This window comes from Pseudomonas phoenicis (genome assembly GCF_047302395.1).
GTDB lineage: Bacteria > Pseudomonadota > Gammaproteobacteria > Pseudomonadales > Pseudomonadaceae > Aquipseudomonas.
Genome location: NZ_CP154852.1, coordinates 3,869,912 through 3,894,224, shown reverse-complemented (window position 1 = coordinate 3,894,224; position 24,313 = coordinate 3,869,912). Strand labels below are relative to the sequence as shown.

Annotated in this window: 22 protein-coding genes and 1 tRNA gene; 1 reads left to right on the top strand and 22 read right to left on the bottom strand. The window is 61.7% G+C overall.

The genetic code is table 11. The annotated features are described in order from the left end of the window. Window positions 1-20: 20 nt before the first annotated feature. From AA0Z93_RS17715 to AA0Z93_RS17645, 15 genes are all read right to left on the bottom strand, one after another. Window positions 21-191: a hypothetical protein gene (locus AA0Z93_RS17715; RefSeq protein WP_413047658.1), complete on the bottom strand. Its 171-nt coding sequence runs from the start codon at window positions 189-191 to the stop codon at window positions 21-23. Then, complete coding sequence (locus AA0Z93_RS17710; RefSeq protein WP_413047659.1) at window positions 169-555, bottom strand: hypothetical protein; 387 nt, start codon at window positions 553-555, stop codon at window positions 169-171. The genes AA0Z93_RS17715 and AA0Z93_RS17710 overlap by 23 nt, the downstream gene beginning before the upstream one ends. Further along, window positions 552-8,045 carry a carbohydrate binding domain-containing protein gene (locus tag AA0Z93_RS17705; protein WP_413047660.1) on the bottom strand — a complete coding sequence of 2,498 codons (7,494 nt, stop codon included), beginning with the start codon at window positions 8,043-8,045 and terminating at the stop codon, window positions 552-554. Before AA0Z93_RS17705 ends, AA0Z93_RS17710 begins: the two co-directional genes overlap by 4 nt. Before the next feature lie 57 nt (window positions 8,046-8,102). Further along, a complete protein-coding gene (locus AA0Z93_RS17700) occupies window positions 8,103-8,732 on the bottom strand; it encodes a tail assembly protein (protein WP_413047661.1) in 630 nt (209 codons plus the stop codon). Between the two features lie 162 nt (window positions 8,733-8,894). Further along, on the bottom strand, window positions 8,895-9,497 hold the full coding sequence (locus AA0Z93_RS17695) for a tail assembly protein (protein ID WP_413047662.1): 603 nt from the start codon (window positions 9,495-9,497) through the stop codon (window positions 8,895-8,897). A 669-nt stretch (window positions 9,498-10,166) separates the two neighbouring features. Next, window positions 10,167-10,922, bottom strand: coding sequence for a C40 family peptidase (locus AA0Z93_RS17690; RefSeq protein WP_413047663.1), 756 nt, complete (start codon window positions 10,920-10,922; stop codon window positions 10,167-10,169). A 2-nt stretch (window positions 10,923-10,924) separates the two neighbouring features. Beyond that, window positions 10,925-11,674 carry a phage minor tail protein L gene (locus tag AA0Z93_RS17685; protein WP_413047664.1) on the bottom strand — a complete coding sequence of 250 codons (750 nt, stop codon included), beginning with the start codon at window positions 11,672-11,674 and terminating at the stop codon, window positions 10,925-10,927. Between the two features lie 9 nt (window positions 11,675-11,683). After that, window positions 11,684-12,022 carry a phage tail protein gene (locus AA0Z93_RS17680; protein ID WP_413047665.1) on the bottom strand — a complete coding sequence of 113 codons (339 nt, stop codon included), beginning with the start codon at window positions 12,020-12,022 and terminating at the stop codon, window positions 11,684-11,686. Further along, complete coding sequence (locus tag AA0Z93_RS17675; protein WP_413047666.1) at window positions 12,022-14,511, bottom strand: phage tail length tape measure family protein; 2,490 nt, start codon at window positions 14,509-14,511, stop codon at window positions 12,022-12,024. Before AA0Z93_RS17675 ends, AA0Z93_RS17680 begins: the two co-directional genes overlap by 1 nt. Before the next feature lie 3 nt (window positions 14,512-14,514). Beyond that, complete coding sequence (locus AA0Z93_RS17670; protein ID WP_296267709.1) at window positions 14,515-14,781, bottom strand: DUF1799 domain-containing protein; 267 nt, start codon at window positions 14,779-14,781, stop codon at window positions 14,515-14,517. A gap of 47 nt (window positions 14,782-14,828) precedes the next feature. Next, window positions 14,829-15,212 carry a phage tail assembly chaperone gene (locus AA0Z93_RS17665; protein ID WP_413047667.1) on the bottom strand — a complete coding sequence of 128 codons (384 nt, stop codon included), beginning with the start codon at window positions 15,210-15,212 and terminating at the stop codon, window positions 14,829-14,831. A gap of 9 nt (window positions 15,213-15,221) precedes the next feature. Further along, entirely contained in the window at window positions 15,222-15,881 is a 660-nt protein-coding gene (locus AA0Z93_RS17660; protein ID WP_413047668.1) for a phage tail protein, read from the bottom strand. A gap of 97 nt (window positions 15,882-15,978) precedes the next feature. Then, entirely contained in the window at window positions 15,979-16,278 is a 300-nt protein-coding gene (locus AA0Z93_RS17655) for a hypothetical protein (protein ID WP_413047669.1), read from the bottom strand. Beyond that, window positions 16,275-16,601 carry an MFS transporter gene (locus tag AA0Z93_RS17650; protein WP_413047670.1) on the bottom strand — a complete coding sequence of 109 codons (327 nt, stop codon included), beginning with the start codon at window positions 16,599-16,601 and terminating at the stop codon, window positions 16,275-16,277. Before AA0Z93_RS17650 ends, AA0Z93_RS17655 begins: the two co-directional genes overlap by 4 nt. Window positions 16,602-16,769: 168 nt before the next feature. After that, window positions 16,770-17,360, bottom strand: coding sequence for a hypothetical protein (locus AA0Z93_RS17645; protein WP_413047671.1), 591 nt, complete (start codon window positions 17,358-17,360; stop codon window positions 16,770-16,772). 374 nt (window positions 17,361-17,734) lie between these two features. Here AA0Z93_RS17645 and AA0Z93_RS17640 point away from each other — a divergent pair, with 374 nt between their 5' ends. Then, entirely contained in the window at window positions 17,735-18,541 is an 807-nt protein-coding gene (locus AA0Z93_RS17640; RefSeq protein ID WP_413047672.1) for an XRE family transcriptional regulator, read from the top strand. An 80-nt stretch (window positions 18,542-18,621) separates the two neighbouring features. Here the strand turns inward: AA0Z93_RS17640 and AA0Z93_RS17635 are convergent, their stop codons facing one another. The 7 genes from AA0Z93_RS17635 to pheT form a co-directional block, all read right to left on the bottom strand. Continuing rightward, window positions 18,622-18,939: a DUF1654 domain-containing protein gene (locus AA0Z93_RS17635; protein WP_413047673.1), complete on the bottom strand. Its 318-nt coding sequence runs from the start codon at window positions 18,937-18,939 to the stop codon at window positions 18,622-18,624. 276 nt (window positions 18,940-19,215) lie between these two features. After that, window positions 19,216-20,388, bottom strand: coding sequence for a cellulase family glycosylhydrolase (locus AA0Z93_RS17630; RefSeq protein ID WP_413047674.1), 1,173 nt, complete (start codon window positions 20,386-20,388; stop codon window positions 19,216-19,218). Beyond that, window positions 20,381-20,584 carry a Com family DNA-binding transcriptional regulator gene (locus AA0Z93_RS17625; RefSeq protein WP_413047675.1) on the bottom strand — a complete coding sequence of 68 codons (204 nt, stop codon included), beginning with the start codon at window positions 20,582-20,584 and terminating at the stop codon, window positions 20,381-20,383. The genes AA0Z93_RS17630 and AA0Z93_RS17625 overlap by 8 nt, the downstream gene beginning before the upstream one ends. 511 nt (window positions 20,585-21,095) lie before the next feature. Beyond that, window positions 21,096-21,172 (bottom strand) — tRNA-Pro (locus AA0Z93_RS17620). A gap of 95 nt (window positions 21,173-21,267) precedes the next feature. Next, complete coding sequence (locus tag AA0Z93_RS17615) at window positions 21,268-21,624, bottom strand: MerR family transcriptional regulator (RefSeq protein ID WP_151926229.1); 357 nt, start codon at window positions 21,622-21,624, stop codon at window positions 21,268-21,270. Beyond that, on the bottom strand, window positions 21,605-21,907 hold the full coding sequence (ihfA, locus tag AA0Z93_RS17610; RefSeq protein ID WP_413047676.1) for an integration host factor subunit alpha: 303 nt from the start codon (window positions 21,905-21,907) through the stop codon (window positions 21,605-21,607). Before ihfA ends, AA0Z93_RS17615 begins: the two co-directional genes overlap by 20 nt. Window positions 21,908-21,910: 3 nt before the next feature. Continuing rightward, window positions 21,911-24,292: a phenylalanine--tRNA ligase subunit beta gene (gene pheT, locus AA0Z93_RS17605; protein ID WP_413047677.1), complete on the bottom strand. Its 2,382-nt coding sequence runs from the start codon at window positions 24,290-24,292 to the stop codon at window positions 21,911-21,913. Between the last annotated feature and the right edge of the window lie 21 nt (window positions 24,293-24,313).

The following is a 24,313-nucleotide window of genomic DNA, read 5'->3' as shown; positions in this document are numbered from 1 at the left end:
AGGTTTGGGATGTTCGACCGTCAGGTCTTGGGATACTGCTTCTTCACTCGTTCAAGGGTGGAGTAGAACGGTTCGGCCTTGGGCATCGCTCCTTGGTCCATTGCGTGCCAAAGCATGTCGAGTTGTTCTTCGATGGCTGGGTAATCAGAGGCGCGGGCCTTTGCATGATCACTTTTGTGTTCGATTTTCAACGTGCATTACCTCGCTCCGATAAGGCCACAGGTCAATCACGACCTCGTATTCGCCCGGCAGGCTGAAGTTCAACTCGATATCACTGCCATCGGCGATGTATTCAATGCCTTCAATGATCAATGTGGCATCGGCAGGAACGCCTTTCAGGGTCATATCGACCAACTGCAACGCCATTTGAGGGCGCGACACGATCTTGCCTGCGCTCACGTATTGTTCGGTCTCGCTGGCCCGCGCGAATAGATAGAAAAACCCGGTTCGTTTGGCGTTGAGTTCTGCCTCGAATCGGGACATATAACCACGCATGCGGATCTCTCCGCGTGCGTCGTAAAGTACGACCTCCCCGGCTGTGGATGCCTCTGTCATTTCATGATTCCTTGCACTATGAGGTTTTGATAGGAAAGCACCACGCCCACCTCTGCCAGGATCGAAAAATCGACCGTATGCTGGCCAGCACTCACGTATTGCCCGGACGCTAGCGTGATCGAGCTGTCAGACCAGCGGGCTACAGACTCAGCAATCAGGTTGCCGTCGAGCACGAGCCGGTACTGGTAATACTGGGTGCCATGGGACAGGAACGTCGAGCTGTAGTTGATGTAAACCATGCCCGGCTGGGGCATGTAGAACGTGATGGTCAGCGGCGTCTGCCAGGTAGCGTTGCAGTTGAAGCGAGGCGCATAGCCGGCATACCGGGGTATGGTTACCGCCTCATTGCCGATCTTGAGCGTGTCCACCTGCAAATCGCCGATCTTGGAGTTGGTGATGGCCGCGTCTTGGATCTGCGCGTTAGCGATCGCGCCGTGTGCGATTTTAGCGGTGCCTATGCTGGCATCGCGGATATAGGCATCGGCAATGAATGTCTGCCCCCCCACCACAGAAAATGGCGACGACAACCCCGCACCGTTCGAGTTGAGCAATATGAACTGGTCTGCGTAGACGACGAAGGCCGACTGCACAACACCGCCCTGCTCGTTGATACCAATGCCAAAACCACCCCAGTGGTGTACGCCGTACCGGTTGTTGATCTGCACACGCATGGTGTACTGCGCGTTGAGCATGTTTTTCATGCCCGTCTGGGCGGTTGCGACCTGTTGGACCGAAGCATTGGTATTGCCAAGCGAAGCCTGGGTTGTTTGAAGTTGTTGGCTAAGCGAACCGTCGGCGTCAGCTCGCGTTCTGGCCTCGTTCTGGATCGCTGCTAAAGCCTCATTGGCCCTCGCCTGGGCAGTGGTGATGCGCGTACTTAGCGCCGAGTCGGCATTGGTGCGGGTCTTTGCTTCATCCTGGATCGCTGCGTTGGCACTACCCACGGACGTATACAACCCATCTGTGCGCTTGGTCTCCGACTCGATCCTGGCGCCTTGCTGCGTGACCTTGGTGTCCAGCGCCGATACTGCGAGCGCCTGGCCAGCAGCCTGGCGGGTGGAAGTACCTGGCGTGAAGGCCGACGGCGTCGTGGCCTCGCCGATCTTCTCTTCAACCATGATGCCGTCGAACCAGGTAATGCCCGCATTCGCCGCCGACTGCGTGAACAGTACGATGCATGCAGGCCCGGCCAGTGCCGCCGGCGCCGTAAACGTCAGGCTCAGTCGGACTATGTCGGTGGCTACGCCGACGTTTGCTACCAAGATCTCTGTTTCGCCTCCTGAGGTATTTTGGTACCGCAGGCGTACGGCCACGTTGTGCGCAACGCTACCTTTGGCCCAGAACGAAGCGATGTACTGCCGTCCGGACACGAGCCGAAGGTTGAAGTCCGACGGGCTGCCGGCGAGCCACATCCAGCCCGAACCGGTGCTCGAATCGACCTTAAGCAAACTGCCGGAGTACGCCGAGCTGTCTGCCTGGGCGGTAATGCTGAGCCCACCTTGAGCGCGGAACGCCGGCAGCGTGTCGGTGAACGTCGAGTATTCGGCCGGCATCAGGTTGGACCCGGTACCGCCAATGGCGCTGATCTGACTGCCGATTCGAGTAAGACTCGAGTTGGCTGCGGTCAGGCTTCCCTCGGTCGCTGTTACACGGCCTGTGAGGGTCTGAAAGGCGCTGGTACTCGCCTTCGTGGCTAGGCCGCTGCTGGTGTTATTAACGGCATTCTCAAGAGCGGTCGTCTTGCTGCTGACGCTCGATAGGCTGGTGCCCTGCTGCGATACCGTCGATGACAAGCCAGTCACGACAGACGACAGCGCTGAGCTCTCGAAGCTGTTGACCTGACCGTTGTCCCGCCAGCCCGTTGCGCGAACACCCTCTTCGATCTGGTAGCGATCTGCCTCGATGAAGCCGCTGCTGACCGATCCACCGCCGTACACAACGACCGCTGCATAAAGCCGGACAGTTGCAGCGCCTGGCGTAAAGGTCACGGTCAAGCGTACCCAGCCATCCGAGGCCTCCGCGCGAGTCGCTGCCCAACTTTCGGTACCGGCGCCCGCCTCCGTGGTTCCGTATACCTGCGGCAGGATGCGTAAGCCCGATGTGCCGCGCATGTAGACGGACGCGGTATAGGTCTTGCCCGGCACCGGCTTGAACCGGAACTGCGACTTCACGTAGAAGCGAGCCCAAGTGCTCGACGTCAGTCCTGTCACATCTAGGCGCTGCGCCATGCCCGATGCCAGCGAGGACGCCACCAGACTGGGCACTCGAGTCGTGCTGCCAGTACCGTCGTACCACCAGCCATCGGCCATACCCGGCGTGCCGGGATCTACCCTTTCGAACGACGGGTTGAAGACCAGGTTCTCCGCGCCAACGTCGCCGATGCTGTTGTTCAACTCAGTCAGCTGACCGGAAACACTGGTCACGCCACTCTCAGCTTTTTCGACCCGCCCCGTCAGGGCTGTGTTAGCCAGGGCGTTAGCCTGGACCTGGTCGAAGCTGTTACCCATGCTGAAGGTGGACGGTTCTTTCTGCTCGTTGACCACCGCCTCGAACATAAACCGGTCGAAGTACGTAACGCGGTTGGCTATCCCAGAGCGATTACTTTGAATGGCCAGCTGCATCTGCGTGCCATTGTAGGCCGGGTCTGTAAGGTCAATTACCCCCGCGTATCTGGCCCACGATGTGGTGAGCGCAAAGGTGGGCGCGTTCGATGTCTTGAACGTGGAGCCGTCTGCGAGCAAGACGCGTGCGTACGCCCCAACTGTGTGGCCTGCCGTCTCGGCCCTGGCATAGAAGGACACCAGGTACTTACCTGGCTTGAAGTCCATGTTGCACCCAGGCGCCGTCAAGCTTGTGTTGAGGCCGAAAGTATGCGAATCGGCCGCCCGGCTATCGGCCCGCAGTGCGTAGCCTTTGAGAGCCTGAGGATCAGCCAGAGTGGTGACGTTGACCCCGCCGTTGGAATACATGGCCGGCAGGTCTTTGGTGAAAGCACAGTATTCAGCTGGAACCAGGTTAACGCCGCTAGCGCCCAAACGGTTGAGGTTGGCTTCGACCGAGACGAGCGCCCGGCCCGTGGCCGAGATGTTGGTACCCTGCTGCTCCACGGTGTTGGCCAGCGCCTGTACCGTGTTGACGTCGGCTTTCTTGGCCAGGCTGTTGGCAAGCTGGGTCGTCTGCTGGCCAACCGAGGTCAGCCCTTGCTCTGTCCGCTCAACACGCGCGCTGATAGCAGTGGTGGCGGTGGCGCCTGCATCGATCTGCGCCTGTTCGGTGGCATCTTCGATATCGAAATAATCGACGACGGCCTGCCCGCCCACATCCGAGTAACCCGCGATCACCATCGGCGAGAACCAGGACGTGCCCTCCTTGAGACGCTTAGGATCTGCGAGCGTGCCAGCACCTGCTGCACCACCCTCCGAGCCAGTGGTGTGGCCCTTCACATACACCTCGGCGGTTGCCCACTCACCTTGGCTGAGTCTCCTGTTGCTCAGCAGCACGTAATGCGAGGAGCCAACCGAGCTGGTGCCCAGCGTGCTGATGCGGGTTTTGCCGTCCTCCGCGTAGCAATCCAGACCGGCGTAAATGCCGGGCGCGCCGGTGCCCATGGCAACCTGTTGGACTCGCACGGTCAACTTGTACAGGCGAGTCGGGTCGAAGCGCACCTTACGTGTAGAAGCGCCCCACCACGTCCGATTGCCTGAGCCACCGTCCACGATCAGCGCCGCGCCATGCGTAACGCCCGTAGGTGCACCGAATGACGCCGATGCGCCGGCGCCGCTGTTGGTCGACATCCATTGATCTTGGGCCATGTCCGAAAACACGCTCTGGTAGACCTTGGTGGGCGAATTGTCCTGGCTAGCGAGCAGCTTGGTGTCGATCCGGGTCAGCGACTGGCCTTGAGCCGTGAGGTTCTGCCCCTGCTGTGCAACGGTGTTGCTCAGCGACTGCACGGTCGAGGCATCAGCCATCTTGCTCACGCTGTCGGTCAGCGAGGTCAGCGCCTGGCTTTGCGAGGTCAGTTGCTGGTCCTGAGCGGCATCTTTCTGTTCAGTGGCCGTCACGCGACTGGTGACCTGCTGCAGCGCCTGCGAACTGGCCTTGCCTTCGATGCTGGTCTGCATGCCGTCCAGGCGGGTTGCCTGGGAGGTCAGCTTGCCCTCGGCGTCGGTGACCCTAGTCGAAAGGCTGCTGACCACCGACGCATCGGCCTTGGTCTGCGCCAGGGCCAGCGCGCCAGCAGCGGCCACGGCAGCATCGGTGGCGGCCTTGTCGGTCACTGCCGCCCAGGCGCTGCCGGTCCAGCGCTTCGGCGTATTGGCATTGCCGGTGGTGTCGATCCACAGGTTCTGCGCCAGGCGGTCGGCAACGGCGGGCGCTGCCGCTTGGATGATCACTTTTCCCTTTCCGCCCGCCAGCGCGCTCGCGGCATCGGCAGCAGTCTGCGCCGCGGTGACGTTGCCGTTGGTAGCGGTGAGGCTCGTTTGCAGACCGCTAAGCTGTGAGGCCTGTGCCGTGCTCTTGCCGTCCAGGGTCGAGACGTCCGTCTCCAGCTTCGACGCGCGCGCGGCGGTACCCGCCGCAGTGACGACAGCCTGGCCTACGTCGGTCCAGTAGTCGACATTCGGCGGCGGCGTGTTCAGCGGCACCGCCTTGGTGGCCTGGTACAGCTTGCCGTCGGCACCCAAGGCGCTCTGGCTGGTGCTGTAGGTCTTGTCCTTGCGGTACGGCAGCGAGCCGGCCAACGTCGACACGTTGGTGATCTGCTGCTGCAGATCGGTCTTGGCGTCGGTCACGCTCTTGCTGACGATGGAGAGTTGACCATCGAGCGTGCTCTTGACGCCCGACAATGCATTGTTCACGTCGCCGATCTGCTTGGCCAACTCGGTCTTGGCGCTACCGATCCGCTCGTTGACCGACGCTGGGCCGTTGCCGTCGATGAGCGCGATCTTCTCGATCTTGCTGGTCAGTTCCTTGCCCAACTCACTCTCGCCGATCTGCTTGGCGATCTGCTCCAAGATAGGGCCGGCATCGGCGCTGGCCTGGCCACTGACCAGCGCTGCGTCCACCGGGTACCACGGCCCGAGATTGCCGGAACGGTCGACCAGGCGTGCCCAGAAGTAGAAGCGCTGCCCAGCACGCAAGCCCTGCAAGGTGTGTTTGTCTTGCGGATACGCCAGATCCGCCAGCTTCGTGGCCTTGGCCAGGTCCGTACCGTCGCCGTACCACAGCTCGGTGCGCTGGGTGTCCTCGGCGCCGGCCGGGAACGTCCATTTCAGGCCGATGCCGAACAGCAGGCTTTCAGTGGTCAGGCTGGTGATCGCTGGAGGAGCACCGGTCTTGCCCTGGAGCGAGGTCAGCGCAGAGTGTTTCCAGACGGACGCCGCGTCGAACGCACTCACGGCACGCACACGCGCCAGGTAGGCGCCGGCATAGATGCCGATGACGTCCACGGAGGTCGTGCCGGTGCGTGGCAACCTGACCCAATTGCCGCTGTCCTTGCGCCACTCGACGTCATACCCCACCGCGCCCTGCACGGCATCCCAGGCGATGCTCATGGTGTTGACCGCAATGCCCTGATCGACTCTATACGAGGAAGACAAGGCCACACTCGCCGGCGCCTGCACGGTGCTCACCGGAATGACGCTGATCGGGCGTTCGTCGAGCTTGGCACCGGTGTCGATGGCCGCGAACTTGCTCGGATTGAACTCCAGCGCGGTGATCTCGTAGTGCCCCTCCTGGGTGCGCGAGGTCTTGAGCACGCGGAACAACTGGATGGCCAAGTCCTGGTGATCGATCGCCCATTGCAGCTGTGGCTCGGGGGTCACGTCGTAAGCGGTGGTGACGGTCACCTCACGGCCCTGCACCGCCTGCACCGTGCGCGCTTGCGCGGTGCCGTTGGGCAGGTTGACGATCAGGCGGTCGCCGGGCTGGATCTTGGTATCACGGTCCAGAACGATCGCACGATCGGCGGCCGCCACGATGCGGCCGCCATTGGGACGCCCCGCCACCAGTTCGTCCGCCACGGGAATCACGTAGCCCGGCAAGGGGATGCGCCCTTCCATGCCGGTCTTGAAGGTGACGGTGCGGTCCTGATGGTTGCTCAACAAGGCCCACTTGCCACGGCGCTGGGCTTCGGACGCGCGGGTGCAGCCGATGGCCGAGATCTCCACGGGGCGGTCGCGGTAGCGGCGCTGCAAGGCCAGGTCGGTGACCGGAATCACGTCGGTGTCGTAGTTGTTGGCCGGGTTGTCGTAGCTGACCAGCGCGCGGCTGTAGTGGCTGCTGCGCTCGGCGCCGCCATAGACGAAGTCGCCGTCGATGACGTTGGCCCGGGTGAACACGTAGTCCACATCCTGCGCACGGGGCATGTCGGCCTGCATGAACAGCGCGCCGTGGGCCCAATAGACCATGCCGCGATAGATGGCCGAGAGGTCGCGCAGCAAGGTCCAGGCATCGGCGCGGCCTTGCAGGTTGAGGTCGCAGAGGAAACGCGGTTCCTGCCCGCCGACGCCATCGGGCACCGGTTGGTCGCAGTACTGGGCGATGCGGTACATCTCCCATTTGTCGACCATCCAGGGCTTGATGCGCTTGCCCAGGCCGAAGCGGTCCTCGACGCACAGGCCGAAGGTGACCAGTGCCGGGTTGTTGGTCCAGGCCTGCTTGAAGGTGCCGTCCCAGACGCCGTCGTAGGTGCGGGTCAGCGGGTCGTAGTTGCTCGGCACCGGCCAGCGCTTGGCCTTGCACCTGACCGACACGGCCGGGATGTTCTGGAACTGCTGGGCGTCGAACTCCACATACAGCAAGGCGGTGTTGGGATAGCGCAGCTTCTGGTCGATGATCTCGGTGTAGCCGGCCACGCTCATGGTGTCGGCGATGGTGCCGGTGTTGGCGTTGGCGGTCAGGCGGCGCACGCGCAGCATCCAGCCCGAGGTGGCCTTGGGCAGGTTGACCCGCACCGAGCGCTGATAACCGTTGCTGGTCTTGCCTTCCACCGCGCCGCGGTGGGCTTCGACATAGGCGCCGCCGTCGCTGGCGATGTCGATGGCGTACTCGATGCGGTGGCCGTTGGTGTTGCCGTTGGCGTCCTGCCTGAGCAGACGCGGCCAGGCCAGGCGCACGCGCACTGCCGAGAGCTGGGGGTCCTTCAGGGCGCGGGTGAAGGGGCTGTCGCTGCGCAGCTCGACGCCGACCGAGGTTTCGCTCTCCACGGCGGGGATGCCCTGTATGTAGTCCTGCTCGACGCTGCCGCGGCGCCACTCCCACTTCACGCCAGGGAAATTGACGTTGCCGTTGGCGTCGGTGATCGGCGTGTTGTCGAGGTAGATGTCGCGGTCGGTCGGCACGCCGTCGAACTCGCCCTCGCCCACGGCCAGCAGGATTTTGGCGATGTTGGTCGATTGCAGGCTGTCGGGTGCCTCGACCGGGGCCTTGGGCTTGCTTTCGCCGCCCTTGGCACCGGTGATATCCAGGTGAGTCGTTACACCCATGGTGTCCTCCGAACATAAAAAAACCGCCCGGAGGCGGTTGCGTGTGCTGATGGGCCGTCAGGCCTTGTCTTGCGCCTCGATGGACGCCGATATGATCGATCCACCCCAGCGGCGCTCGCCGATGCAGATGGGTACGGGGTTGCCGCTGGCGGTGGTGTTGCGGGCGGAGCCGAAGGCGTAGGAGGGTTTGTTTTCTGCCGCCGCGCTCAAGGACAGACCCTTGGGTTGCGGGCTGAGCAATTGAATGACGCCGCCGATGGCCATGGACGCACCGGCTACGGCAACGCTACCCCAGGTGCCGGCGCTGGCGGCGAATGCCGCACCCAAGCCGCCTGAGGCGATGCTTGCCGCTACGATCAACGCGACACCGATCACCGTCTGGAGAGCGCCCGCTCGCTTGCTACCTGCCATGACGGGGACCAGGCGAATTTCCCGTGTCCCAGCGCGGCAAAACGCATCGACGCCGACATTCTTTCCGTTGCGAAACACCGCATACCTCAGCCCGAGACGATCCAGCCGCTTGATTTCGGCCTCGAAGCCTTCGAGGGTGGCTTTGAGCGCTTGAAACACCTCCCAGGTCGAGCCGGAGTCAATCACTCTGCGGTGCGAACGTCCAAATTTCTTGGCGAGTGATCCTGAAAGTTTGATCAAGGTCGTCACCGTGCCGCCGATGACCGCTGTGTTCATAGGATTCTCCTGTAATAAAAAAACCGCCCGAGGGCCAATGCCGGTCAGTCAAGACGAAATAGGGTTGGTTGGGGCTGTTGCAGCCCTTGTTGCTTAACCGATACGCCGTAGACGCCGGCCGCTGCTCAGCGATGCCCAGCGTGTCCGCTCAAGCTCGGCCCGTCAGGCCTTGTCTTGCGCTTCGATGGATGCCGAAACGATCGCCCCACCCCAGCGGCGCTCGCCGATGCAGATGGGTACGGGGTTGCCGCTGGCGGTGGTGTTGCGGGCGGAGCCGAAGGCATAGGACGGCAGGTTTTCTGGGGCACCGCTCATGGAAAGGCCTTTGGCTTGAGGGCTGAGCATCTGCACGACACCGCCAAGGGCCATGGACCCGCCGCTCATGCCGACAGCCAACGCAGTGGCAGCGGACCATCCAAGCGGGTTCCACCAGGCCAACGCCACTATCACGACCCCGATTACCGTCTGCAACAGGCCGGCGCGCTTACTGCCGGTGACCACAGGTGCAATCCGGATATCGCCGGAACCACTGAAACACAGCTCTTTCTCTTGCAGATTTCGGCTGCCGCGGAAGATAGCGAACTCGATGCCCTGTGCCTTTGCATCGCTGAGAAACCGCTCAAGGCCAGGAATTTGAACACATAGCGCTCTGATGGCCTCCGCTGGCGAGCGCACCGACAGCCTGAACGACCGCCCGAACTGCCGAAGTTGGCCATAGAACACGACGTTCGTCATTGGCTGATAGTCGATTGAAAGCGCTGACATCTTTTCTCCAGACGTAAAAAAACCACCCGGAGGTGGTCGATGGTTGCGGCGGTCGATTTATCCAGCGCAAGACCTTACAGCATCGAGCACACGTTGGAGCGGCGACTGCCAAGTTCGATAGAAGTGATAGCTGATGTGCGAACCGCCTTGGACTGGCGTGACATCGACCAAGTGTATTGGGGACTGGGCGTCCGGGGAAAGAACCGACAAGTGACCTCCCGAAGACTGCAGGACGCCTCCCAAGCTCGCGCCCCAGACGGTCGTGCCCTGCCATGCGTCGCGAATACACTCAGCGGCCTGTTGGGGCGGTAAACGGGAGTCCAACTCCAAAAGCGAAGGATTGTTTCTGGTGTCGCCTATGGTCCCGCACCCTGCTAGCGACGCTAGTCCCAACCCGACCGCTAGAATTCGCACGCGATCTCCTTTGAGCATTCACCCTCTCCAAAATCTGTTTATCGCCAATGTAAGGTCAGGTATGAGCGCCGCTCTTGTCCCCACCGACTCTGTAAAAAACTTCTTGGTTTGCTTGAACACCGGCGGTTATGGAACGCACCGCCATGCCCGTACGGAGGCCAGTTTCTGCCAGCCCTACTCAAAGATTCGGTTGCCCAGCAGCGAGATAGTTGAATGGTCCCTGAAAACCATGACATTAGCAGCCTAGGCTATCGATCAACCAGCCTCCCGGTGCCGCAAGACGAGCCGTGTGCGTTCAAGCCATGGCCCACCGTACACGATGATTTCCGAAGGCCTGCCCAGCAGATGGTGCAGCAGGAACGGGCCTGATCCGAACACCTGCCCCTCTTCGTCCGGTAACCGCGCAGTGTTGCCCAGGTAGATCCCCGCATGATTCGGATGCGCCGTGCGGCCCACGGCCATGACGATCAGGTCGCCGTGCTGCGGCACATCCACTGGGTAGAAGCCTGCCGCCTCATAGGCTTGCTCGTACAGACTCGGGCCGTCCGCCTGCTCCCACCAGAGATCATCCCGGGCATAGACCGGAAACCCCAGTCCCCATTCGCGGCCATACCAGTCTGCGCACACCTGCCAGCAATCCCAGGCGCCATGCACGAAGGGACGTCCGAGCAAGGGGGTGTGCCCCGTGGGCGTGATGCTGCGCAGATCGCCTTCGGGCCACGACAGGATGTGCCAGGGCACGCCGGTGGCCTCGCACATGGCCAGATCCCGCGGCGAAGGCCGGCTGGTCGCGTCGGGGTGCGAGTGGACGATGCCGATGACCTCGCCCTGGTCTTCGGCGGCTGCGTATTGGGCGGGCGAGATGCGAAATTCTTCGGCGGGCTCGGTCGCGGTGTTGGTGCAGGGGATGTAGCACTGGGCCGGGCCGGCGGCCACGATCAAGCCGCAGCTCTCGCGCGGGTACTCGGCGGCGGCATGCGCCTGCACGGCGCTGAGGATGTCTGGGTGCATGGTCAACTCCGTGCGATCAGTGAAACGGCTGGAAAACCACCGAACGGCAACGGATTGCCTTGGCCGAAGCGTACGGTACAGCCCGAGTCCAGGCAGCCGTTGCACTGGTCCCTGGCCGGGTCGTCGGTGGGTTTGCCGTCCAGGTCGTGGTAGGGGCCGGTGTAGCCGCAGTTGGGGCCGCGGTAGCCTGCGACCATCGCCCAGTGGCACAGCTGGGTCATTTGCCGGCCGATGGTTTCGCCACCGACGTCGCCCGGGCTGGCCAGTTCCCAGGCCACCGTGGTGCCGTTTTCCGCCATTTTCTGGTCCAGGTACCAGACCTCGATCGCTTCTTCGGTCGGGTCCGCCTCGGGGTTGCCGTCCGGGAAGTTGTTCGCGTCCAGGTAGCGCGCCAGGGTATGACGCAGGGTCAGCTTGAATTCGAGCAGGTCGTCGAAGGCCAGGCACAGGGCGGTGATGCGCCCTTCGACGTTGCCCACGGTCAGGGTCGGCCGCACCGACGTGCCGTCGGCGTTGGCGGCGATGCCGTCCAGTTGCAGCGGCCAGGCGTCGTATTCCTGTCCCTGCCACCAGATCGATTTGGCCGGCAACGTGTCGGCCGCCTCGCCCGCTGCGGCCAGTTCTTGCGCCGAGTGAGGAATGGCATGGCTGTGGAAACGCAAGGTGTCGGCACCGAAGTCCGACCCGTCGAGTTCGAACAGCAGCACTTCGCTGCCCGGCTCCAGGGTCTGCAGGTGTTTGATCAATGACATGGCAATGCCTCAGGGATGGAAGGCGCGCTCGAAGGTGGCGCTGAGCCGGTACAGGCCGCCGCCGAGCGGCGTCGAGCGCACGTTGCTGCAGGTGTAGAGGCCCAGCTCGCCCAGCGGTGGCGTCCAGAGGAACGCCTTGGCGCCGGCGTGCCGGTCGAGAAAGACCAGGATGCGGCGCGCCTGCTCGTTCGAGCCGGTGACGCTGATCGGGTGACGGTCCTCACGGTTGTTCGGCCCGTCGCCGACTATTTGGCGGTAGCCGTTGCCGAAGCGCGCGGCGCGGGTGCGGTACTGGATCTCGCCGGCTTCGCCGCGCTCGATTTTCCAGCGAAAGGTCTCGATAGCCATCAGCGTCTCCCCTGGCTGCTGCGGTAGCTCATCCCGCCCGGTCGCCAGGACTCGGCCACGGCGCGTTCGGCGGCGGTTTTCATTTGTTGCTCCATGCGTTGCTGCAATTGCTGCGGGTCGAGCTGGCCGCCCTCGCCGCTGCGCTCTTGGGTGTTGACGTTGACCACGGTGCTGACCTGGATCGCCGTGCCTGCGCCGCTCGCGGCCTGCAAGGCGCCGGATCTGGGGCTGGATGAGCCGCTGTCGATGGCGGTGCCGGTGTTGAGGTTTTCCAGGTAGTCACGCATGCCAGGCCGGCTGACGATTTCCCGGCGCAGCACGAACTCGCCGCCATGCACGATGCCGGCGGGTTCGTATTTGCCGCCGTTGCCGGTGTAGCCGCCGTCGGAGAATCCGGGTTTGTACTTCAAGCCTGCTGCTGCCGGGCCCAGGTCAGGTGTGAACGATAGGGAGTTTGGGAATTCCATAGACGCGGCGCTTGAAGAAGCGGCCCCTGCCCCACTCGAAGCTCCACCTAGCGCGCTGATCGCCGCGCCTGCAAGGTTCGACAACAAACTCGATGCCGCTTGGCGCGCCGCCAGCTTGGCCATGTCGGCCAGCACCGAACGCGTGAAGTCGGAAAAGGAGAACTTGCCGGTGAGCGCGAAATTGACGACCGAGTCTTCCATGGACTTGAAGGTATTGGTAAAGAGCGTCTCGGTCTGCTTGGCAACCGTAGCAGCAGTTTCTTGGTAGCCCTTCAATGCTTTGATGCCACCTCCTTTGGCCTCGTCGCCAAAGAGTGCAAAACCAGTTTTTGACTTTTCGTCTTTCTCCGATTTGCCGTCTTCAGGAAACAAGCTGGATGCGCCATCGAGCTCTGTCTTGACGGGAAAGAGCGGGACCGTCAAAAACCTTGAGCTGACTGGCGGATCCTTCTCGAACGCTGGCGTGGGGTACGGCATGGCCTCCATCTCGCGCACAGGTAAAGGAACGGTGCCGGTGATCGATGCTGAGTTCGAATTGGGCGTTTGGCACGCATGTATAGGAGCATGCGGAGCGATCAGTGCGGCTGGAGGTTTGCGCGGCGTTTGCAGCGCTGTGATCTGGCTTAGCAGAGTCTTTTCGGCGCGTACGTATCTCGCTTCCAGTTCCGGACCAAAGCCACCCTCCACGCTAAGCGCATCAGCTTTGGCCGCCCGTACTTCATCCAGTCGAAACTGCAAGCGCTCGAGCTGGGTCATCGCCGCGTTCGCTTCTCGACCGATCAGCTTTGCAGCCGAAATGGCAGCCTCTTCACTGCGCTGCCTCTCAGCCGCCAACCTGGTCGCCGTCTGCTGTTGCTCAAGCTGAAGCTTGAGCTTAGCCAATGCCTCTTCGTCCTGGGCCTGGGTGCGCCCCACCGTCATCATGTTCGGGTTGTCATCGAACAAAGTGGGATATTGGGAATAGTTGCTGGGCGTTTTTATCCTGGTCTCGAGCTCGGCTATCTGCTGAGTCAGCGTCGTTTCCCGACCGATGTTCTTCATTGCATCGAGCGCATGCGCAGCGGCGTTCTGAATGCCTCGCCAGCCGCGTTCGACGATGCCCAGGTTGTCGTCGATCTGCTTGGCACGGGTAGCCAGTGTGTCGGCGTAGGCGTCAGTGAGCACCTGGGCCGCAGCCGTCTGGTCACCCTGTGCCTGTAGCGCTTCGATCTGGCCGTAGGTGGACGCGGTCAGAAAGTGGTACTGATCGTTCAGCGCCTTCGCTGCCGTGACAGGATCTTCGGCAATGCGGGCGAATTCGGCAATGGTGGTGGAGACCGATTTGCCGGTAGCGTCCTCCATGGCCAAAGCGGCGTTGGCGATGGTTTCGAAGCTGCCTGTAGCGATCGAACCGTTGCTTGCAAGCTCGGCCAGTGCCACGGCTGCCTGCCCGATGGTGCCATTGCCAGCGCCGACACGCGCCGCCATGTCGCTTAAGGCATCGGCTGTGACGCCAGCGTACTGCCCGCTGAGGATCAAAGCCTGATTGTAGGCGTCGGCCTCCTTGCTGCCCTCGGCATAGCCGTACACGACCGCGCCGACGGCTGCCGCAGCGGCGCCGGCGCCCACGGTCAGGGCACCTGCACCCCTGATCAGTCCCGGCATGAGGGTGTCTATGGTATCGACCACGGTTTTAGCGTTGCCGACGGTATCGACCGCAGCATTGAAGCCCTCAAGCGCGCCGCCCAGGCCACTACTGGCAACGGGTTCGGCGTCCTTGTCGGCACTCGCGGCCGGCATACGGCTGAGATCTGCCTGCTGACGAGCCACTTCGGCCTGTAAATCGCTGAGCGCCTGTAGCTCAGTCAAAATTTGCTGCGTAGTGCGCTGCATGTTGGTCAAGGTGGCCGACCAAGCCCTGTCGGCCTTGGTCGCAGCCTGCTCGCTACGCTGGGTAGCGAGGGTGAGTTTGTCGAGGTTGTTGGCCGCCTGAGCAGCCTGTGTGGAGTCAACCCGTACTCTCAATTCGGCAAGTGTTGCCATGGTTTACTCCCTGGATTGCGCCATGACGGCCAGTGCTTCGGCCTCCATGGCGCGCAGGTCGGGGAAAAGCGCCCCCAGGGCGCGGCGCCCGATGCCAAGCATCGAGGCCACGACAGGGAGCGCGGTGTAGTCCAAACCGTACGGCCCGCCCGGCGCGATGCGCCATTGCGTGCCCAGTGCCTCGAACACGCGCAGGGCCGGCCACAGATCGGGCCAGACCTGCAGGTCGTCTTCGGCAAGGTCTGCGGCCGTCAGCCCGAACGCGGCCAACTGTTCAGGCCGCGGGCCAGGCGCATAGAGCGCTCTGGCCGCGGCCTTCAGTTTCCCAAGCGAGCCGGGGCGTAGGCGCTCTGGTAGGCGTCGATGACGGCCTGGGGCGCACCGGTGCAGGTTTGCACCAGGGTGTGCAGGGCGGCGTCGTCGAACGGGTCGTCCAGATCCCAGCCGTGCACGATCGCCTTGAGCTGCGCGGCCTGGAAGCGGATCTCCTCGGCAGTCATCGTCGCCCAGCTGATGCCCTCCTCCTTGGCGCGGGCGATCAACGCGTCACGCGCTTCTCCCCACTCGTCGAACAGCTCGGCCAGGGCCAGGCGGTCGAGGTAGCGGAACTCGAACTGCACCTCCAGCGGCGCATGCCCGACCCGCGGCAGCGCTACGCTGGCGCTGAAGGTCGGGTTGTGGGCAAGGGTGATCTTCGCCATAGGACCTCCTTAAGCCGCTGCCAGGTAGCGCAGGGGACGGTTGGACAAGGCGATGCTGACGGTACGCGTCATCAGGCTGTTGCGCTCCATGGTCGGCGAGCTGGTGATGGTGACGTAGCCGGTGTAGAGGATCTGATCGCCGCCAGGCAGCTTCAGACGCACCACGGCCAGGTCCTTGGCGTCGCCGTAGGCTTCGATCAAGGACACATAGGCAGCTTCAGGCTGATCTTCGACGGTGATCGCCAGGGTGATCGGGTTGCGGTTGGTGGGCAGTTGGCGGTCGTCGTCGTCTTCCAGGTAGCCGACCGTGAGGTACTGCTGTTCGCCGCCGGTGGCGGTGAAGGCAGTGACCTTGGAGATCTGCGTCCAGTTGCTGGCCGGCACCACGCTGCCGACACCGCTGCCGGCGGTGTATTTGTTGAGGTTGGAGGTGTCCATGCCGTCCAGGCGGAAGGCGTCGGCGGTGACGCCGGTGACCCGTGCGGCACGGTCGTTGATCAGCGACCAGCCGGAGTTCACCAGCACGGTATCGCCGTTCTTCAGGTTGTGCCCGGCCGCCGCGGCCGAAGGCGCGGTGGCATTGGTCAGCGCAGTGAAGGCTACGGCTTTGCCCAGGGTGCCGGCGATTTCCAGTACGGCGCCGTTAGGGAGGGGGAAGCGTTCGGTCATGATGTTTTCCTTGAGGGTAGGTATGAAAAAACCCGCCGAGGCGGGTTGGGGTGTTGCGGTACATCGAGGTGCCTGCTCGGCGAAGCGCCGAGCAGATTCAATCGATTCGTTTGCAGGCCTGGCGCATCAGCCAACGCTTGCAGCGCAGCCAGTAGGTCAAGACCAGCATATGGCGGATGCCCGCTAGGGCCAGGGCCACATGCAAGGTCACCGCCGCAGTGCTGGGGGTGAAGAAAAGGTGCCCGCCACCTGCCAACAAGGCATAGCCGCTCAGGGCGATCGCGGCGTACAGCAGCTTGCCGACCACACCGTCGCGTACCTTGGCGCTGAGTACTGCCCAACTGGCCCAGAAAGCGATGCCTCCGGCCGCAGTCGCATTCAGGTACTCGAGGATCATGCGCTGGGCCCTCCGAACTTCGACTTGATGATGGCCCACAGATCGGCCGCTTTGATGGCACGCAGGATGGCGGCGATCAGCGAGCCGCCGAACGTGCCCAGCAGAAAGCTCACACCGGCCACGCTGCGCGGTTCGGTAATGGCGAAATAGCTGCTGACCATGCCGGTCAGGTAGTGCGCACAGGCCATGCCGGTAAGCAGGAACAGCGACCAGGCCTTGCGATCGGTCAGGTCGTCCTTGTGCCAACGAGTGGCGATCAGGGCGCCCATCAAGCCGGCGAAGGCCAGGTCGAACTTGTCGAGCAGCCTGTGTAAGAAATCCATGCGCTCGACTCCAAAGGCGGGTTCTTGAAAGCGCCTTCCGATGAAAAGCCGAAATGCAGGCAATAAAAAACCCGGCGCGGTGGCCGGGTTTCTTGGAAGGCGGTACTTGTTTACAGCTGTGACGATGGGTAAATACTGCCACCAACCGAGCGAGAACACAATACGTGTTCAAGCAATTTTTTTCATTTCATTCATTCTGCCTGCGACGGCAGCCAAGGCGCGCTGATCGAGGTCTTCACAACACTCGAACGCCGAGCGCACATGACCACCCCATTCACGCTCCCAGCTCGCCGACGCCAAGCGAATGCCATAGTGCGCATCCAACCAGGCACGAAAGGCCTCGGGGGCTGCCAACGGATCGGCATTGGCCGATTGCCCGCCCTGGTGCATGTAGCGGTAGCGCGCCATCACGCCTTTGACCAGGTATCCGAGCTTTTCGCGCTTGGCGGCCGTCATGCGCGCGGCGCGCCGTTGGACCATGAGAAAGACCGTCTCTTCGGCATCCTCTTGCTCGCAAGCGTCCAACCGTGGGGCATACATGTAGTTGCCGAACGCCCGTAACGGCCGGCTGAGCCCGGCGATGGCCGCCTGCACGCTGCCGGCCAAGGTCTGGTGCACCGCCTGGCTGGCGCGGCGCTGGCCTTGGGTGGTCTGCACTTTGGTGCCCAGCTGGGCGACCGATGAGGCGAACACGCTCTGGCTGCTGGTCGAAGCGTAGGTGCAGTCGTGCCAGGCTTGGCGGGCGGTATTCAAGCGCATGCCATGCCCTCCCCGCGCGTCACTGGACAGAGACTCAGGCCGCAGTGCAGGATGCGACGCGCGCCTTGTTCGCAAAGGGCCGGGATTGGCCCCGTGCAGATGATGGATAAGGTGTAGGAGTTGGCTGAACTGAATGAACGCATAATCGGCCTCGGAAGCAGTACCGGGGCACAGTCCCGGCATCAGGGCGCCTGGATTAGCGAGTCGTAGGGGCTGACGGCAGCGGCTGGATCGCTACACTGGCCTACCCGCGACGGTCGAAGGCGGATCAGGCATGCTCCGGCAACGAACGCATACAGATAAACACGCATAGTGATTAAAGTAAACACGATAAGTGTATGCTGATCATTTCATTTCGTGATGAAATAACCTCCATGAACGAATCCCTTCATCAGCGTATCAAGCGTCTCCGTAAAGCTTCCGGCCTTTCGCAAGCGCAGTTGGCCGAGGCGTGCGGGTGGAAATCGCAATCGCGGGTGGGCAACTACGAAGCCGGCACACGTGAGCCCACCCTGGCGGACATCGCCGCCATGGCTACGGCGCTTGGCGTCGACTCGGCCGAGCTGCTGCTCGACACACCCTCGCCTTCATCGCCTGCGCCCGCCTCGATGTCCGCCGCCGACATGGTGCGTGAAATGCTGGCCAAGAAAGGCACAGCGCTGTCTGTCGACGCCCGCGAGCGCTTGCTGGCCGCCGCCGAGGAGCCGGCCGATACGCCGCTGCCCAGTCCCGACAACATTCGCCCGAACCTTGCCGGCGACGAAGTCTGGGTCGCCCATTACGACATTCGCGCTGCCATGGGTGGCGGACAGATTCCCCATGACTACCCGGAGATGCTCCAAGACGTGCGGGTCAGCCCCAAGCGCTTGCGGGAAATGGGCGTGACCTTCACCGAGCACCACCACCTCAAGCTGGTGACTGGCTGGGGGCAATCGATGGCGCCGACCATCAAGCACCGCGACCCCTTGCTGGTCGATGTGAGCATTCGCGAGTTCGTGGGCGACGGCATCTACCTTTTCTCCCACGACGACATGCTCTACATCAAACGTCTACAGAAGAAAGGACGCCAACACTTCAAGATGATTTCCGACAACACCAACCACCCTGCCGAGGACATTCGTGTCGATGACACCTATATCCAGGCTCGGGTGCTGTTGGTGTGGAACGCCCATCTGGTGTAAGGCGCACTTCAAGTGAGGCAGGCCTCACGCCCTGCTCGCATCGCTGCAAGGTGCCTGCGCTGCTGGCGTGCAGGGTCGGATCAAAACGGTGGATCTTCATGTTCGACATTGCACGCCTGCGCAATGAAGTCGTCCTGCTCCGACGGAGGCCGGCGCGCCCAGCGAACGGTCACGCTGTCGTCGTCATTGAGCGTCAACGCCAGCTCCGGCGTTTCGCCCAAGGTTTCCAGCAGCGTCGTCCACTCCGTTTCACCGTCGCTGTGCAGGCGGTGGATGGTCACCCAACGCTGCATCTGCGCGACCGGGTGATTGATCATCGCTGAGGCTCTGAGATTCAAGCGCTCCAACCCAGTCATCTGTTCAGGGTAAGCGGGGGTGGAGGGTCCGTCGGTAGTCACTGCCAATCTCCTATAACTGTATGTACGTCCAGTGTTCCGGCGAGCATACATCAAGCCGTGGGAAACGTGAACCGGGTTTGTAGGCCATTGCGCCGACTGCGCTACGAATGGAGCTTGAGTTCAGTGCCTGGGAGGATCTGGAAAAAGGTGTTTCCAAGTCCGCTAAGCCTCTGCAAAGCTGCAATAAAAATGCTCACCCTGAAGCGGATGAGCAGAAGGAACCGATAAAAAGCCCGGGCATGTGCCCGGGGCAAAGAGCTGGACGGTGTTATTCGATCACGAGGCCGAGTAGTTCCAATGGCTCAACCGCTTGGCAAAGTACGGCATCACCAGCGAAACGGTCGCCGCTTGATCGGGCCGGTCAAGACTCATCTTCTCGCCGTCCGAGCCTGGTCCGGTGATCCACAAAGTGGCAGGTACCTTCTCGGTCACCAGACGATCCAGCAGATTTTTCAGCGCCGTACGCGCTGCATCGGTGCTAGGAATACCCACTTCGCCGATATAGGTAGCCATCTTGTTGTGGGCCGCATACGTGAACATCGGGCCGAACACCGTATCGGTGAATACATTGGCGGCGATTTTATCGTTGTTGCTGGCGTAGGCGCCGCTCGAACTGCCGTTGTAGTCACCGTAGCCGTGCACTTCCCAGACAATCGAGTTCGCGGGGTCGACAATGCGCGATTGCAGATCGCCCGAGTACCGCTCCCAACTTCTCGCACTCGCATAGTGCAATCCGCAGATGAACACCGGCTTTTTAGAACTGTTGCGCAGGTATTTCAGCACCGTATTGATGGTGTTGATGTACAGCGTTTTCATGCCCTCTTCAGTGATGTAATCGGTCGCGCTCGCATCGTCGGTCTGCTCGTAAGGTTCGTTGGCCAACCCCCAACCCAATACCATTGGATCGTCGCAGGACTGAACGAGTTTCTGATGGAAGTTGGCCAGGTGGATGGCAGTCCAGGCCGCGCCGCTGATGCTGTTGTTGTCGTTGATCAGCACCGGTTCGGTGGCTTTCCATTTATTACCCTGATTGCCCGCCTGATTGGCCGGCAGCAGGCGGCCGGTCATCTTGCCGCTGGACGTTTCGTAGCGCATCAGGCGCATGTAGTGGTGTGGGTCGGGGATGATCTTGGCTTGGCCATTGGAATCCTCTCGAATCCAGCCCAGCATTTCTTTCCATTTGCTGACGAACGTCGTGTCCAGGCTTGCGCCCTGCCCCGGCAGGCCTTCGCTGGTAAGGCCGATTGCGCGCTGTACCTCGAAAGGAAAACGGATCAAGCGAACGCCGCGCTGCTTGACCCACAGGGTGATGGTATCGCGCGAAGGCCAGAAGTAATGCGTGCCGGCTTCGCCCGGGACGATCTGACGAGCGTTCGCATGAGAGCCGAGGTTGATCCCCAGAAGCGGGATATCGCTCAGCGTGTTGATGCCAGTGCTTGAGTTAGCCATGGTTTGATGCCTCGTGTTGAGTAGGGTTTGAGGGCAGTCGGGCTGCTCTGTCCACGCTCTGGGGCGTTAACGCTGGGCTCGTGGCCCTGAGGTGATTCATCGTTGCGCAACGGGAACACTTGATTTGAAGCTCGGTGTATTCGCCTGCGCGAGCGAGCAGTCGATTGCATTTTCCGCAGCGGCATTCGGTCATCATGTGAGAGGCCTTTCGATGTTTGCCAATCCCCGGATGGAGGCGTTGAGCGGTGGCTTGCCCAGCGGCGATTGGCATGTATGGCGTAGGGGCGCAGGGCTACATGCGCTGTAGTCGCCCTCTGTTTTCACCTGCCATAGAAACGGCAAAGCCCCGAACTTGTCGGGGCCTTTGGGTTTCTACGGACACAAAAAAACCGGCGCATGAGCCGGTTTTTTTCGAAGCTGCCTGGGGCATTGCTTCAAGAGTGGGGAAACTTTGCCACTGTGCGTGCGGGAATGCAACAGCCTTTTTCGTGCTTTATGAAAGCGTCGAGTTATCAGTGATTCGCCTGTGACACCGAAACGCGGCGGCGGAGGCGGATTGGCTAACGGCGAGTCGGCTATGGGCCAACATCGACGGTTGCTGGAGCAGTCGAAAGAGGGTTTGGCGAGAAAAGGCGAGGTTACTCGAAAAGTCACTATGCCCAAAAATGAAAAAGCCACCCTAAGGTGGCTAATTCATTGAGGTATTTTGGTCGGGACGGAGTGATTCGAACACTCGACCCCTTGCACCCCATGCAAGTGCGCTACCGGGCTGCGCTACGCCCCGACACGTTCTCGATACCGCTGAGAACGGAAAGAAATGTAACCTAAGCATTTGATAATTGGAAGCTTTTTTTCAAAAAAATCCAAACCAGCCCAAGCTCACTTCTTCAACACAACCAGTACGTCTTCCAACTCGGTAATCATCTGCCGAATCAGTTGCTTGTACTGGGTCGTATCGTCCTTCGCCTCATCGCTGGATAAGCGCAACCGCGCGCCACCGATGGTAAAGCCTTGATCGTACAACAGCGCGCGGATCTGGCGGATCATCAGCACGTCCTGTCGCTGATAGTACCGCCGGTTTCCACGTCGCTTGACCGGGTTGAGCTGCGGGAACTCTTGCTCCCAGTACCGCAGTACGTGCGGCTTCACCGCGCAAAGCTCACTCACCTCACCGATGGTGAAGTAACGTTTGCCCGGTATGGGGGGCAGCTCGTCGTTATGGCTTGGTTCCAGCATAGGCCTCAACCCGGGCTTTCAGTTTCTGCCCTGGACGAAAGGTGACGACACGGCGTGCAGTGATCGGGATCTCTTCCCCGGTTTTGGGGTTGCGGCCCGGACGCTGACGTTTGTCGCGAAGATCAAAGTTGCCAAAACCTGACAACTTGACCTGCTCGTTGTCTTCAAGTGCATGTCGTATTTCTTCGAAAAACAACTCGACCAGCTCTTTGGCCTCGCGCTTGTTAAGCCCCAGCTCCTCGTACAGCTTCTCGGCCATCTCAGCTTTCGTCAGAGCACCCATACGCTATTTCCTTAACGTGGTGTTCAACTTCTGTTCGAGCGAGGTGAGAATAGTTTGCAGGGTGGCGTTCACCTCATCGTCATTAAGAGTGCGCGATGGATGCTGCCAGGTCAAGCCGACGGCCAGGCTTTTTCTATCAGGATCAATACCTTTACCCTGGTAGACGTCAAACAGCTTGAGGTCGGTCAACCACTCGCCCGCATTGTCTCGAATAATGCCCAATACATCGCTGGCCGCTACATCGCGACCTGCAATCAGCGCCAAATCTCGACGCGTTTCAGGGAACTTGGACAGCTCCTTGAAAGCAGGTAAACGCCCTTCGACGACCTCGCTCAATAACAATTCGAAAACAAATACTGGCCGATCCAGATCCAGCACACGGGCGAGTTCGGGATGAATGGCACCTACGAAACCCACTTCCTTGCCATCGCGCTCGATACGAGCGGTCTGCCCAGGATGCAAAGCAGGATGTTGCGCTGCCTTGAACGTGAAGCTGTGCAGGCTGCCGGCATATCCGAGCACAGCTTCCACGTCCGCCTTGACATCGAAGAAGTCGATACCGTCACGGCCGTTGGCCCACCCCTCGGGCACGCGGCTGCCAGTCACCACGCCAGCGAGCATTGGCTCTTGCTTGAGGTCTCCAAGTTGACCAACGAAGCGCAGGCCACTTTCGAACAGGCGAACCCGATCTTGCTGGCGATTGAGGTTGTGCTGGAGCGCCTTGACCAGACCCGGCCAAAGCGAGGCACGCATGGCCGCCATGTCGTTGGAGATCGGGTTGGCCAGTTGCAGAGGCTCGATACCTGGGCTGAACAGCTCGAACAGTTTGGGATCGATGAAACTGTAAGTGATTGCTTCTTGGTAACCACGGGCGACCAACAAACGCCGCAGGGTTGGCAATTCACTACGTGCTTCCTGAAGTGCCTGCGGCGCCAGGCGTGCCTGGGGATAGCGAACCGGCAGGTTGTTATAGCCGTATAGACGCGCCAACTCTTCGATCAGATCGACCTCAAGGCTGATGTCGAAGCGATGCGATGGCACGCTCACGGTCCATTGCCCTGCCCCTGCAGGCTGTACGCCCAAGCCCAGGCCCTCGAGCAGTCGCTCGATCTGGGCAGCGTCCATTTCCATCCCGAGCATCTGGCTGACACGCTCAGCGCGCAGCGTGATCGGCGCGTTTTGCGGCAGGTGCTGCTCACTTACGCACTCCATGATCGGGCCAGCCTCACCACCGACGATCTCCAGCAGCAGACCCGTAGCGCGCTCCATGGCCTCGCGCGCCAGATTGAAATCGACGCCCCGCTCGAAACGGTGCGAAGCATCGGTGTGCAAACCGTATGAACGGGCCTTGCCAGCCACGGAGATGGGCTCGAAGAACGCGCTTTCCAGGAACAGATCGCGGGTTTTCTGGGTATCGACACCGCTGTGTTCGCCGCCCATGACGCCTGCAATGGCCAGTGCCCGGGCGTGGTCGGCGATCACCAGGGTGTCGCCACGCAGGGTAACTTCCTGACCGTCCAGCAGGACCAGCTTCTCGCCCTCTTCGGCCATGCGCACCTGGATGCCGCCGTTGATCTCGGCCAGGTCGAACGCATGCATCGGCTGCCCCAACTCGAGCATCACGTAGTTGGTGATGTCGACGGCTGCATCGATGCTGCGCACGTCGCTGCGCCGCAGGCGTTCGACCATCCACAGCGGCGTGGGCTTGCTCAAGTCCACGTTGCGGATGACCCGGCCCAGGTAACGTGGGCATGCCGCCGGTGCCAGGACCTGCACCGGGCGCTGCTCGTCATGCACAGCTTCGATCGCTGGCACGTGCGGGCGACTGACCGGCACGCTGTACAGCGCGCCCACTTCGCGGGCCAAGCCTGCCAACGACAGACAGTCACCCCGGTTCGGAGTCAGGTCCACTTCGATGCTGGCGTCGTCGAGGTTGAGGTAAGTGCGAATGTCTTCGCCGACAGGGGCGTCGGCGGCCAGTTCGAGCAAACCGTCGTTCTCTTCACTGATCTGCAACTCGGCAGCCGAGCACAACATGCCGAACGATTCGACGCCGCGCAGCTTGGCTTTCTTGATCTTGAAGTCGCCCGGCAGCTCGGCACCGATCATGGCGAATGGGATTCTCAGGCCCGGGCGCACATTGGGCGCACCGCAGACGACCTGGAACGTTTCCTGACCGTTGCTGACCTGGCAGACACGAAGCTTGTCTGCATCCGGGTGTTGTTCGGTGGCGACAACTTCGCCCACCACGATGCCGCTGAACTGCCCTGCGGCAGGCGTCACGCTATCGACTTCGAGGCCGGCCATGGACAAACGGGCGACCAATTCGTCGCGAGAGACGTGCGGGTTTACCCAACCGCGCAGCCACTGTTCACTGAATTTCATGCTGTTCTCCTGAGATGTGCG

Coding starts and splice junctions, on each gene's coding strand:
- AA0Z93_RS17710 (WP_413047659.1), bottom strand. CDS start 555: ATGACAGAGGCATCCACAGCCGGGGAGGTCGTACTTTACGACGCACGC.
- AA0Z93_RS17705 (WP_413047660.1), bottom strand. CDS start 8,045: ATGGGTGTAACGACTCACCTGGATATCACCGGTGCCAAGGGCGGCGAA.
- AA0Z93_RS17700 (WP_413047661.1), bottom strand. CDS start 8,732: ATGAACACAGCGGTCATCGGCGGCACGGTGACGACCTTGATCAAACTT.
- AA0Z93_RS17695 (WP_413047662.1), bottom strand. CDS start 9,497: ATGTCAGCGCTTTCAATCGACTATCAGCCAATGACGAACGTCGTGTTC.
- AA0Z93_RS17690 (WP_413047663.1), bottom strand. CDS start 10,922: ATGCACCCAGACATCCTCAGCGCCGTGCAGGCGCATGCCGCCGCCGAG.
- AA0Z93_RS17685 (WP_413047664.1), bottom strand. CDS start 11,674: ATGTCATTGATCAAACACCTGCAGACCCTGGAGCCGGGCAGCGAAGTG.
- AA0Z93_RS17680 (WP_413047665.1), bottom strand. CDS start 12,022: ATGGCTATCGAGACCTTTCGCTGGAAAATCGAGCGCGGCGAAGCCGGC.
- AA0Z93_RS17675 (WP_413047666.1), bottom strand. CDS start 14,511: ATGGCAACACTTGCCGAATTGAGAGTACGGGTTGACTCCACACAGGCT.
- AA0Z93_RS17665 (WP_413047667.1), bottom strand. CDS start 15,212: ATGGCGAAGATCACCCTTGCCCACAACCCGACCTTCAGCGCCAGCGTA.
- AA0Z93_RS17660 (WP_413047668.1), bottom strand. CDS start 15,881: ATGACCGAACGCTTCCCCCTCCCTAACGGCGCCGTACTGGAAATCGCC.
- AA0Z93_RS17655 (WP_413047669.1), bottom strand. CDS start 16,278: ATGATCCTCGAGTACCTGAATGCGACTGCGGCCGGAGGCATCGCTTTC.
- AA0Z93_RS17650 (WP_413047670.1), bottom strand. CDS start 16,601: ATGGATTTCTTACACAGGCTGCTCGACAAGTTCGACCTGGCCTTCGCC.
- AA0Z93_RS17645 (WP_413047671.1), bottom strand. CDS start 17,360: ATGCGCTTGAATACCGCCCGCCAAGCCTGGCACGACTGCACCTACGCT.
- AA0Z93_RS17640 (WP_413047672.1), top strand. CDS start 17,735: ATGAACGAATCCCTTCATCAGCGTATCAAGCGTCTCCGTAAAGCTTCC.
- AA0Z93_RS17630 (WP_413047674.1), bottom strand. CDS start 20,388: ATGGCTAACTCAAGCACTGGCATCAACACGCTGAGCGATATCCCGCTT.
- AA0Z93_RS17625 (WP_413047675.1), bottom strand. CDS start 20,584: ATGATGACCGAATGCCGCTGCGGAAAATGCAATCGACTGCTCGCTCGC.
- AA0Z93_RS17615 (WP_151926229.1), bottom strand. CDS start 21,624: ATGCTGGAACCAAGCCATAACGACGAGCTGCCCCCCATACCGGGCAAA.
- ihfA (WP_413047676.1), bottom strand. CDS start 21,907: ATGGGTGCTCTGACGAAAGCTGAGATGGCCGAGAAGCTGTACGAGGAG.
- pheT (WP_413047677.1), bottom strand. CDS start 24,292: ATGAAATTCAGTGAACAGTGGCTGCGCGGTTGGGTAAACCCGCACGTC.